The organism is Eubacteriaceae bacterium ES3 (assembly GCA_030586155.1).
Classification (GTDB): domain Bacteria; phylum Bacillota; class Clostridia; order Eubacteriales; family Eubacteriaceae; genus Acetobacterium.
Map to the genome: position 1 here is coordinate 1,630,893 of CP130741.1, position 11,725 is coordinate 1,642,617.

Annotated in this window: 12 protein-coding genes; 5 read left to right on the plus strand and 7 right to left on the minus strand. The window is 37.2% G+C overall.

The annotated features are described in order from the left end of the window. Positions 1 to 14 precede the first annotated feature (14 nt). Positions 15 to 728 (minus strand): MBL fold metallo-hydrolase, encoded by a 714-nt coding sequence (locus Q5O24_07420; protein ID WKY49130.1) that lies wholly within the window; start codon positions 726 to 728, stop codon positions 15 to 17. 115 nt (positions 729 to 843) lie between these two features. On the opposite strand from Q5O24_07420, the gene Q5O24_07425 reads away from it, so the two are divergent. The 3 genes from Q5O24_07425 to Q5O24_07435 all read left to right on the plus strand — a co-directional run bounded on the left by Q5O24_07425 (position 844) and on the right by Q5O24_07435 (position 3,771). Further along, complete coding sequence (locus Q5O24_07425) at positions 844 to 2,466, plus strand: putative manganese-dependent inorganic diphosphatase (protein ID WKY49131.1); 1,623 nt, start codon at positions 844 to 846, stop codon at positions 2,464 to 2,466. A gap of 10 nt (positions 2,467 to 2,476) precedes the next feature. Next, the gene (locus tag Q5O24_07430; GenBank protein ID WKY49132.1) at positions 2,477 to 3,283 is read left to right on the plus strand and encodes a hypothetical protein; all 807 of its coding nucleotides are present in this window, start codon (positions 2,477 to 2,479) and stop codon (positions 3,281 to 3,283) included. 104 nt (positions 3,284 to 3,387) lie between these two features. Next, positions 3,388 to 3,771: a helix-turn-helix domain-containing protein gene (locus tag Q5O24_07435; protein WKY49133.1), complete on the plus strand. Its 384-nt coding sequence runs from the start codon at positions 3,388 to 3,390 to the stop codon at positions 3,769 to 3,771. A 33-nt stretch (positions 3,772 to 3,804) separates the two neighbouring features. Here Q5O24_07435 and Q5O24_07440 read toward each other — a convergent pair whose 3' ends face one another. Then, positions 3,805 to 4,467 carry a redox-sensing transcriptional repressor Rex gene (locus Q5O24_07440; GenBank protein WKY49134.1) on the minus strand — a complete coding sequence of 221 codons (663 nt, stop codon included), beginning with the start codon at positions 4,465 to 4,467 and terminating at the stop codon, positions 3,805 to 3,807. An 80-nt stretch (positions 4,468 to 4,547) separates the two neighbouring features. On the opposite strand from Q5O24_07440, the gene Q5O24_07445 reads away from it, so the two are divergent. Both Q5O24_07445 and Q5O24_07450 read left to right on the plus strand, forming a co-directional pair. Next, positions 4,548 to 6,542 carry an ABC-F family ATP-binding cassette domain-containing protein gene (locus tag Q5O24_07445; GenBank protein WKY49135.1) on the plus strand — a complete coding sequence of 665 codons (1,995 nt, stop codon included), beginning with the start codon at positions 4,548 to 4,550 and terminating at the stop codon, positions 6,540 to 6,542. Positions 6,543 to 6,557: 15 nt separating this feature from the next. Continuing rightward, positions 6,558 to 6,791 carry a hypothetical protein gene (locus Q5O24_07450; GenBank protein WKY49136.1) on the plus strand — a complete coding sequence of 78 codons (234 nt, stop codon included), beginning with the start codon at positions 6,558 to 6,560 and terminating at the stop codon, positions 6,789 to 6,791. A gap of 362 nt (positions 6,792 to 7,153) precedes the next feature. Here the strand turns inward: Q5O24_07450 and Q5O24_07455 are convergent, their stop codons facing one another. The 5 genes from Q5O24_07455 to groES form a co-directional block, all read right to left on the minus strand. Further along, the gene (locus tag Q5O24_07455) at positions 7,154 to 8,809 is read right to left on the minus strand and encodes an IS66 family transposase (protein WKY49137.1); all 1,656 of its coding nucleotides are present in this window, start codon (positions 8,807 to 8,809) and stop codon (positions 7,154 to 7,156) included. A gap of 99 nt (positions 8,810 to 8,908) precedes the next feature. After that, positions 8,909 to 9,265 (minus strand): IS66 family insertion sequence element accessory protein TnpB, encoded by a 357-nt coding sequence (tnpB, locus tag Q5O24_07460; protein ID WKY49138.1) that lies wholly within the window; start codon positions 9,263 to 9,265, stop codon positions 8,909 to 8,911. A gap of 3 nt (positions 9,266 to 9,268) precedes the next feature. Next, a complete protein-coding gene (locus Q5O24_07465) occupies positions 9,269 to 9,628 on the minus strand; it encodes a hypothetical protein (protein WKY49139.1) in 360 nt (119 codons plus the stop codon). 141 nt (positions 9,629 to 9,769) lie between these two features. Continuing rightward, the gene (gene groL, locus Q5O24_07470; GenBank protein ID WKY49140.1) at positions 9,770 to 11,398 is read right to left on the minus strand and encodes a chaperonin GroEL; all 1,629 of its coding nucleotides are present in this window, start codon (positions 11,396 to 11,398) and stop codon (positions 9,770 to 9,772) included. Between the two features lie 21 nt (positions 11,399 to 11,419). Next, entirely contained in the window at positions 11,420 to 11,704 is a 285-nt protein-coding gene (gene groES / locus Q5O24_07475) for a co-chaperone GroES (protein ID WKY49141.1), read from the minus strand. Positions 11,705 to 11,725 lie beyond the last annotated feature (21 nt).

Sequence of the window (11,725 nt, forward strand, 5' to 3'; positions counted from 1 at the left end):
AGTCACCTGGCTTTTCAGATAAGAATTGTTTTGCCGATTTCTGCTGTTTTAAGTGGTCCGTTAAAAAGAGTTTCACCTTTTTTTTGGTAATCCCAAGGATCGCTATAGGGATCGAAATGGGTTAGAATAAGTTTGTTAACCTCAGCTTTGTTGCCAAGTTCGCAAGCTTGTTTAACACAGCAGTGGATTAGTGATTCTGTATCTTTCAGAAATGCAGAATCAATCAATAAAGCATCAGCACCTTTGGAAAAATCAATCAATGATTCCGTATATGCAGTATCACCAGTATAAACAAAGCTCTTTTCAGGAGTCTGAATTTTAATGGCGTAATCCAAAACCGGATGTTTCATCTCTTTGAACCGGATGGTTATGTCATCTATTTCAATCATTAGAGTTTCAGATAAATGTTTAATTTGAAATATATTCTTATAATATAATGAAGCTGCTTCGAGCGGAGGTTCAGAAGGAGCATAAATTGGCAATTTAAGACCCTTGTTTTGTAGTGCGTATCTTAAAACATATAGGTCTGAAAAATGATCAGGATGAAGATGTGAAAGGATAATCATATCAATTTTATCAACTGAAATATACTTTTGTAAATTGGCGAGTGTTCCATTTCCAAAGTCTAAAATGATTCGATAATCATTTATTGTCAGCAAATATCCGGAACATGCTCCACCCGGGCCAGGAAAAGGACCGGTATTTCCGAGTACGGTTAATTTCATCATTCGACCTCTTTTCAAAATAAACTATTTCTATTATACACTGAAAAATTGATGATCATACAGATTTTTTAATCGTTTTTTGATATAATGATTAAAATTTGTAAGTCAGGAGGTTATGATGACTCAAAAAATTCATGTGTTTGGACACCGTAATCCGGATACTGATTCGCTCTGTTCAGCTATTGCCTATGCTAATTTAAAAAATTTGATGGGATTTGATAATGTTTTTCCTGCGCGCTTGGGGCCAGTTAATAAAGAAACACAGTTTGTTCTTGATTATTTTAAGGTAGACGCACCGGAGCTGATTAATGATGTTAAACCACAGGTTTCAGATCTGATTTTGAGTGATTTTTCAATGGTCTCCGAGAATGATTCAATATCTGAAGCCATTTCGGTTATTTTAGAACAACCTGGGCGCTCGGTGCCCGTAGTTGATGAACACAAAAAACTGATTGGTATGCTTTCGTTGTCCGATATCATCCACACGTTTACTAGTGCATTTTCAAAAACTGTCTTACGAGACAATAAAACGCCTTATGTTAATCTTATTAAACTATTAAATGCAGATGTAATTGGAGAACTGCCTGACCAGATAGTTTCTGGTTCAGTTTATACAATAACTGAAATAGAAAATAATCAAAAACTTAATCGTCAGGATATTATAGTTACTGTAGGAGCAAAAGAATATCTTGATAAGGCCTTTAAAACTGAAGCTGGCGTTATTATTTGTTCAAGTACCGATAAAAAGATTTTGGATCCATTGCCGGACTATCCGAAAGGTGTTATATTTTTTGTTGACCTGGGACCTTTTGAAGTCATTAGGTTATTATCCCAAGGGATTCCCATAAAAAATTATTACCAGAAGAAACAGCTGGAATACTTTATGACATATGAGACGATAGATGATGTAAAAAAGAATATGTTAACTTCTGTTCATGAACGATTCCCTGTCGCTAATGAAGAAGGTGAAGTCGTTGCGATTATTTCCAAAAGTCATTTAGTTGATTTTAACCGAAAAAAAGTTATACTTGTAGACCATAATGAAAGAAGTCAGTCTATAATTGGGATAAACGAAGCAGAAATCATCGAAGTGATTGATCATCACCGTATTGCTGATATTCAAACTGCTTCCCCACTCTATTTGCGAATTGAACCAGTTGGATGTACTAGTACGATCGTTTATAAGGTTTATCAGGAAAATGAAGTTTCTATTCCGGATAAAATTGCAGGTTTGATGCTTAGCGCAATAATTTCTGATACGCTGCTCTTTAATTCCCCTACTTGTACCAACCAAGATAAAGAAGCAGCTATTCAACTGGCAAAACAGCTAAAACTTGATTTAAACGAATATGGAAAAAAAATGCTGATTGCGGGAAGTAATCTGGATACAATGTCGCCTAGTGAAATTCTTAGTACAGACCAGAAAATATTTACTATGGGTTCTTATAAAATTTCAATTTCACAGATCAACACAGGTGATTTTAGGGGGATTTATAAAAAACTTGATGCTGTTCTTGGTGAAATGAATGATTTAGGCAACCGAGAAAACATGGATCTTTGTCTCTTAATGGTTACTGATATTATTTTGGGCGGGACTGAACTGATCATTGCCGGTCAAGAAAAGAGACTTGCACAATTAGCTTTTGATTTTTCTCCAAATGAATACAGTAAGTTTTTTAATGGCGTGTTCTCCAGGAAAAAACAGATTGTTCCCCCTTTAATGAATGCATCCGCTATATAAGGAGGATCATGTGAAAATCTTTCGACTTATATTAGTGGTCGTAGTAATCAGTTCTATTTGTTTGACGGGATGTCAGGAGAATGAGATTATCAATGATCCGGAAACAGGAGAAATAACAACTGATGAATCCTCTGATTTTCAGGATGGTGAATATCAGGCAGCAACCAGACATTTTGATGAGAGAGGTTATGGGCAAGTGATTACATTGTCTATCCGAGACGGAATCATTACGGTTGTTAAATTCAATGAAATCAATTTGGATGGTGAAAATCGATTATGGATTGAAGGACCTGAAACCACATGGGATGAACTCACACCTTTAAATCTGGATTCTTTGTATTTTAAATTATACAGTGACCTACTGTTAAATCAGCGGTCATCCCAGGTCAATGCTATATCGGGAGCGACTCAAACCAGCAGGACTTTTATATTATTAGCTCAATTTGCACTGAATCAATCAATTGCTGGAAACACCGAGACAACTTATCTTGACACCACAAATACTTATGTTGTTTACAGCTCAAATGATGCTGAGAATTTTCAGGGAGTGATGACAGCAACTTATTCAGGGGAAACTTTATCAAGTTTATATTATGATGAAATTAGTACAGTTACAGGTGAATTAAAGTCACAGTCAAATGATATAAATCCGAATATGGATTATTCACTTCTATTTCGTTCATTTACAGAAATTACCTTAGAAAATCAGAATCTAAATAGCATTTTTAATGGTGAAAATATAGGAGGATCTGAAAAAAAATATGAGGAATGTTTAAACCAGCTTCAGTTAATCCGAGTTAATTTTATTGCACCATAAATATAATTTAAATTATTTTATTTCAACACAGCCTTGACAAATCAATGATAAATGTTATACTGAATTACAATTATTTTAGTGTTAAAGAAGGTGAATAAACAGTCATGGAAAATAACACATTTGGTACTCGGTTGAAAGCTTTAAGGATTTCAAAGCGTTTAACTCAGGAAAGTTTCGCAAATCTCTTTTATCTCAACAAAAGCTCTATTTCAAAATATGAAAAAGATAAAAATCTACCTGAGAATTTGCTTTTAGTTAAAATTGCTGATTATTTTGAAGTTTCCGTAGATTATTTGCTTTGCCGAACTGATCAACCTAAGCTTCTTCCAAGCAATCCTAAACCACCAACTTGTGAAGAGTTTTTGGAAACTTACATCTTTTCAGAAGAAGAAAAAGATGCATTCACTTCATATTTTTCATTTCCGGAGACATTTAAACAGGAAGTGCTCGATTTTATCAGTTTTAAAAGTACAAATAATAAGACTTGAAAGCATAAAAAGAAGAACCGAGAAGGTTCTTTTTTAGTCTGAATTTAAATCATCATTTGAAAATTTGTAATCTTTTAGTCGATATGTCAGGGTAAAAAGGCTATCAGTAATATTTACATTTTCTACCTCTACTCCTTTTGGTACTTCTAAATCCATAGGACTGAAATTTAAAATCCCCTGAATGCCATAACTGGTAATTTGATTTGCGATTTGTTGCCCCACTTCTCTTGGGACACAGAGAATGCAGATATCAATTATGTTTTGGGTGACAAAGTCCTCAAGTTCATCCATATGCTTGACAACAACACTGCCAACAACAGTTCCAATTCGCAGTGGATCGACATCAAAGACACCTTTTAAAATAATCCCTTCACGTCGAAAGCGTTCATAATTTGCAATGGCGTGGCCCATGTTACCAGCACCGATGATAATACAATTGTATTCAAAATCTAAGCCTAAAATGTCTTTTATTGCATTTCGGAGTTCGCATACATTATACCCATAACCTTGTTGACCGTAACCACCGAAAGAATTTAAATCCTGCCGAATTTGTGAAGCTGTGAGCCCCATTAGACTAGCAAGTTCCCGTGATGATATTTTTTCTATTTCATTTAACTGTAGATCGGTTAAATATTGATAATATTTAGGTAGCCGTTTTACAACAGTCATTGATACTTTTTTCGAGAAACGATGCATAAGTTAACTTTCCCTTTCATTTAGATAGCTAATCTATTATATCAATCCGTTGAAATTACGTCAAATATAGATTTCATTTTTTGACTATTTTTGATAAAATAGAAAAGAAGACACTTTTAAATTTGAAATCAGGTGAATTTATGATCATAAATATAGAGAATTTACATTTTAGTTATGGCATCTCAGAAATCTTTAGTACACTCAACTTAACAATTAACGAAAATGAACAAATAGGTTTAATCGGTCAGAATGGAACTGGAAAATCTACTTTTTTAAAATTACTAACTGGAACATTAGTTCCCGATTCAGGAAGCATCTCCAAGAAAAAGCTTCTGAATATAGGCTATCTTGCTCAAGAACCTGATATAATTGAAGGGTTAACTTTATATGAGGTTTTTTATTCTGTTTTTAAGCCCCTTCAGGAAATGGAGCAAAGAATTACTCAATTAGGAGAAGCAATTGCAAATTCAACGGGTGAAAAGCAGGAAAAATTAATACAGGAATTTGGTGAACTCCAGGATCAGTTTTCAGAGCAAAAGGGATATGAATACCCAAGTCGAATCAGGGGTGTTGCAAATGGGTTGAACTTCTCTGAAGATGATCTAATGAAGACATTTGCTCAACTAAGTGGGGGCCAGAAAACACGTGCCTGTCTTGGCAAACTATTGTTGCAGGAGCCGGAGCTATTACTTCTTGATGAGCCAACAAACTATCTAGATATAGATACACTTCAATGGCTGGAACAGTATTTAAATGCATATAATGGCACTTTTATTATTATTTCTCATGATCGCTATTTTCTCGACAAGGTATGTCATAGCATTTTTGAAGTATCAAAAAATGGAATCCAGGTTTTTCAAGGCAATTACACTGATTATGCCGTAAAAAAAAGACAACAGCTAATTGAGCAGGATCACCAATATACCCAACAATTAAAAGAAATCAAACAGCAACAAGCGATTATTGACCGTTTTCGACAATACAATTCTATTAAAAGCTCGAAAAGAGCTTCTAGTAGAGAGAAGGCGTTGCAAAAGATTGAATTATTGGATAAAGTTGAAACAGCAAAAGTAAGCCATTTTAACTTTAAGCCTAGAATAAAAAGCGGCAATGATGTCTTAAAAGTTGAGAATATAAAAAAATCTTTTGCTCAGAAACTCTTATTTCAAAATATTGATTTTGAAATTCACGCTGGGGATAAAATTGGCATAATAGGTCCTAATGGGATTGGAAAAACAACGCTTTTAAAAATGTTACTGAATCAGACATCAGCGGATTCTGGAACGATTAAATTTGGTCATAAGGTTTACTCCGGCTATTTTGACCAGGAGCATAACATGCTAAATGCGTTTCAAAACGATAGCTTATTAGATGCAATCTGGGATGTTGATTCCAAACTGACAGAAGGCGAAATAAGAAATATTTTAGCTGCTTTTCTTTTTCAGGGAGAAGATGTTTTTAAAACAATTAGTACATTATCCGGAGGAGAAAAAGCAAGAGTCTTATTAGCACGTCTGATGATTTCTCAGGCAAATTTTCTATTAATGGATGAACCTACCAACCATATTGATATGGATACAAAGGAAATACTCGAAAATGCACTCATTCAGTATGAAGGTACACTCTTATTTATTTCGCATGATCGCTATTTTATTAATCGGATAGCCAATAAAGTTTTTTTATTTACCGAGAATGGAATTGAGGTTTATTTAGGAAATTATGATGATTATGTAAAGCATCAGACGGAAGCTGCTGAAAGGTTGGCATTAGAAGAGCAGGAACAAATAATAACGCCGACTAAAACTCAGTTAAAAAATGATCGCAGGAAACTGAAAGAAGAAGAAACTAGACTTCGGCAACTCAAAAAAAATATTCGGGCAATTGAAGATAAACTGATAAATCTTGAAGAAGAAATTAAGTCAATTGAGTTAGTAATGTGCGATCCATCATTTTACGATGATCAGCAGAATGTTAATGCAACCAGCCAATTATACGAATTAAAGAAAAAAGAATTGGAAAATCTAACGGATGAATGGGAAAATGCTCTATTGCATTTGGAGACCCTTGAATCATAAATTATGGAGGTAATGATGGAATTAACAAATGATGAAAAAAATGTCTTAAACAGCGTATTTGATGGAGTTAAAAGTACTACTAGAAATACAATGCTGATGGCTCTTTACGCCGCAAAACCAGCAGATGATGGTTCTGTGGATGCACAGGCTATCATTAATCTGATTAATGGCTTGATTATTAAGATGTCGGAATTAGAACAGCCTGAAATGGAAGAACTTTTTGCTGGCATTCCTTATGATGTAAAATAAAAAAAGCATCTTTATAAAGCGCTTAGTCACCTAACAAATGTAGACTGGTAATTTTTGAATGATTAGACGCATTTCAGGAATTGATTTAATTACTTAGCTTTTGTTTGAACAGAAAAAAATATGTTTGATAACTCAGATTTTTATTCTTATAATTAATAAATCACCTTTTCTTACTTTAGTAGAGTGAAAGCCGCTCAATTGTAGTAGGAAGAGGTGATTTTTCGTTATTGCTTTTGATAGCTAAAAAAATGCTTAGTTATTGTAAAATAAATGTAAGCGTCAAATACAAACCACATAGAAAAGAAGCTCGACATATGAGATAATGATAAAAATCATCTCGCAAGTCGAACTTCTTTATTGGTTTATTGATGCTGATTAGTTTGGGCCAAGGACTGGCGGCAGATCTCGGGCAGCTGATCGGACCAGGGAAGAAAAGGTTCCAGTGCGACCTCGTCATCGCAGTTTATATCCGGCAGACGTTCAAAGAGAAATTTGAGATATTCATAAGGGTTGAGCTCATTAAGTTTGGCACTCTGGATCAGGCTGAAGGCAGTGGCGGAAGCTTTGGCACCATTGGCTGTTTTACAGAAAAGAAAGTTTTTTCTGGCCACAACAAAAGGCTTGATCTGTTGTTCGGCAATGTTGGTGGAAAGTTCACATTGGCCGTCAAGCAAAATGTTTTCCAGTACAGTCTGGTGTTTGAGACTGTAGTTGAGCGCTTTTCCAAAGGCGCTTTTGGGAAGGGTATTCTGCGACATTAATTTTACCCATGCGAAATAAGCTGTCATCAGCGGTTTAAGCTCTTTTTCCCGTCGCTCCTTACGCTCTTTCGGGGTCAGGTCTTCTTTTAACAGCGCTTTCTCAAAGACAAACATTTCACCTATCATCTGAACGGCCTGCCAGGCTTCGGTTTCGGTTTTTATAGTCCCTTTTGGCAATGCTTTTAGCGCATCAGTGTATTGACGTCTGGCATGGGCAAAGCAGCAGACCCGGGTAATATCGGTTACGCTGTTATAGCCGTCATAACCGTCCGTTTGAAGGATTCCTTTGAAATTTTCAAGGAAATTTTTGGGGTGTTTGCCACTCCGGGACGGCTGATATTCAAACAACGCCATGGGTTTTCCGTATTTCCCGGGACGATACAGCCACATATAGGCCTTGCTGGTACAGGCTTCCCCATCTTTAGTCAGAACTTTCAGTGATGTCTCATCAGCCATCAGAAAGCTTTCTTTTTCCAGATGTTTTTTCATCAGCCGGTAGAGGGGTTCAAGGTAACGCTCACTGCCTTTGATGATCCAGTTGGACATCGTCGCGCGGGACAGTTCAATGCCAAAGTGTTTAAAGGTCTGCTCCTGCCGGTAAAGAGGCAGGGCTGCCGCAAATTTCTGGTATAGAATATAAGCAAGCAGACTTGGCGAAACAAAGCTGCCCGAAATAACCGGATTGGGCGCTTTAGCTGTAATAATCGGCGTTTTGATCTCATGATCCTGACAGTGTCGGCAGGCATACACTTTTCTGACATGTTCCACCCGCACCACTTTGGCGGGAATCACTTTGAGCTCCTGGCGCACTTCCTCCTTCATCTGATGCAGTGAATGGTCACACACAGGGCATACTTTCTCATCTTCATTAAGATCATAAACAATGCGTTCAACCGGCAGATCATCAAAAGAATCCCGGTTCAGTCCCCGCTTTTTACGGCGGTGGGTAGCCACTTCGATGGATGGTTCTTCCTGCTCAGGGCGTTTCGTCACCTCCGGCTCATTAAAAAAAGAGATCTGGTTTTCAATTATGACAGTGTCAGCGGATTTGCCGAAGCGCTTCTGGGCATTCAGACGCAACTGTTCTTCGTACCATTTAATTTTTGCCTGCGCTTCTTCAAGTTCTGAATTCAGCCGAGTGTTTTCACTCTGAAGTTCAGTGATGACAGATAAAAAATCCAGTGCCGGATCTTGTGTTTCTGTTTCTGTTAAACTGTTTTCTTTACCCATCTGATGCTTATACCGCTTTCCTGTCATTATCCACTCCAATTACTTATGATTGGCATAATATCGCCGTTTTATGATGCTATTATACCATAGATCAGCTGACAAAAAAAGCTTTTTCAACCTTATTTTTCAGATTAAAATCCGCTGTTTCACTGGCGGATGCGCCTGTTTTTCATCAAGGGTCAGTCCATCCAGCAACCACCGGAAACTTCTTTCAGTCACAACAATGGAAGGGGCGCCACTTTTTTCCGGCCACTGGAAACAGCCGTTTTCCAGACGTTTATAATGAATCCAGAAGCCGGTCTGATCCCATACCAGGATTTTAATCAGATTCCTGCGTTTATTGCAGAATGCAAACAGGTGCATGGAAAAGGGATCTTCTTTCAGAACTTCCCTGACAATCAGGGACAGTCCATCGATACTTTTTCTGAGATCGGTGGCTCCCAGAGCTATATGCACATTTCCGGAGTTGAGGCCTGTCAACATGGATCAGGCCTTTCTGATTGCGCTAATTATATTTGTAAGATGATTCTCTGAAAATTCAGGCGGTATCATAACAACCACATCTGAAATCCGGATTTCTATTACTTTTGGGGTTCCAGATAAAGGTTTTTTAAATGATATTTCCGGCGCAATAACAATTCCGGCAAAGTTGACTGTTTCTTCGGCAAACTCCTGGGGTTCCAGATCATTTAGATCCCGGTTTGCTTTGCTGATTCTCAGTTTCCAGTATCGGAATGCACTCAAAGCAAGATTATTCTTTTCGCACCACTGCCGCTGCGTCAGTCCACTTGCCAATTGTGCTTTGATCCGCTCTTCCCAGAGTATCCGATTTTCACTTTTCTCCATAAAAAATACAATCCTTCCTTTAATAGTTTGAAAGAATTGTATCAGTTTTTTTATTTGGTTGGTATGTGGTCTGTAATTGACGCTTACAAATAAATTAACAATCTTGAAAAAAATTAAAAAACCCCGTTAGGGGTTTTTTAATTACATCATTGGCATTCCGCCGCCCATTCCACCTGGCATTGCTGGAGGATTTTCTTCTGGAAGATCAGCGACAGCAACTTCTGTTGTTAAGAACATTGCTGATACACTGGCAGCATTTTGAATAGCTGATCGTGTTACCTTTGTCGGATCAATGATTCCAGCTTCAAACATATTGACAAATTCACCTTTAGCAGCATCATATCCAACACCGACTTCTTTATCTTTCATCTGAGAAACTATAACTGATCCTTCAAGACCGGCATTTTCAGCAATTTGACGCATTGGTTCTTCAATCGCACGTCGAATAATAAGAGCGCCAGTTTTTTCATCCCCTTCCAGGGTATCAATAAGGACATCAACTTTGGCAATCGTATTAATATATGCTGTTCCCCCACCTGAGACAACACCTTCTTCAACTGCTGCACGAGTAGCGTTTAATGCATCTTCGATTCTATATTTACGTTCTTTTAACTCAGTTTCTGTTGCAGCACCGACCTGAATCACCGCAACACCACCAGCTAATTTAGCAAGACGTTCCTGAAGTTTTTCTTTGTCATATTCCGAAGATGTTTCAGGGATCTGAGCTTTAATCTGATTAATTCGCTCTTCAACAGCCGTTTTATTTCCCTGACCTTCAACAATTATTGTGTTTTCCTTGTCGATTTTTACCTGACGTGCTCGGCCAAGCTGTTCGATGGTTACAGATTTAAGTTCCAGACCCAGTTCGTCTGAAATTACTTCTCCACCAGTTAATGCAGCAATATCCGCTAACATGGCTTTACGTCGATCACCAAATCCTGGCGCTTTGACAGCCACACAATTAAAGGTTCCTCTTAATTTATTTACTACTAAGGTTGCAAGTGCTTCTCCTTCTACATCCTCAGCAATGATTAGTAATTTTCCGCCAGTTTGTACGATTTGCTCAAGAACAGGGAGAATTTCCTGAATATTTGATATTTTTTTATCAGTGATAAGGATAAATGGATTATCCAGGTCAGCTACCATTTTTTCAGTATCTGTAGCCATATACGCTGATAAGTAACCACGATCGAATTGCATACCTTCGGTAAATTCAAGTTCTGTTCCCATTCCCTTGCCTTCTTCGACAGTAATGACGCCATCATCGCCAACCTTATCCATGGCATCAGCAATTAGTTGTCCAATTGTAGCATCTGCAGCAGAGATTGAAGCAACCTGAGCAATTGATTCTTTATTTTCAACTGGTTTGCTATTCTTTTTCAGTTCGTCAACAACAACTGTAACTGCTTGTTCAATTCCCTTTTTCAGAACCATTGGATTTGCACCTGCGACAACATTTCGATTACCTTCACGAACAATTGCCTGAGCAAGTAAAGTGGCAGTTGTAGTACCATCGCCTGCTACATCATTAGTTTTTGTTGCAACTTCTTTAACGAGTTGAGCACCCATATTTTCAAAGGCATCTTCTAGTTCGATTTCTTTGGCAATAGTAACCCCATCATTTGTTATAGTTGGAGATCCATAAGAACGACTTAAAATAACGTTTCTTCCTTTTGGTCCCAGAGTCACTTTTACTGTATCTGCCAATTTGTCAACACCTGTGATCAGTGCTGTTCTGGCTTCTTCTCTAAATTTAATCTCTTTAGCCATTATAATTCCTCCTGATATTTATTATTCTACGATTGCTAAGATATCTGATTGACGAATAATCAAAAATTCTTCATTACCAATTTTAACTTCATTACCTGAATATTTTGAATAAATTATTTCGTCATCAACTTTAACGTCCAGTGGAACTTTTTTTCCATCGACAATTTCACCTGATCCAACTGCAATTACAGTACCCTGCTGGGGTTTTTCCTGAGCAGAACCCGGTAATACGATTCCACTTGATGTTTTAACTTCTTCTTCTTTTACCTTTACGACTACTTTGTCACCTAATGGTCTTAAACTCATTTTTTCCTCCATTAAAATATT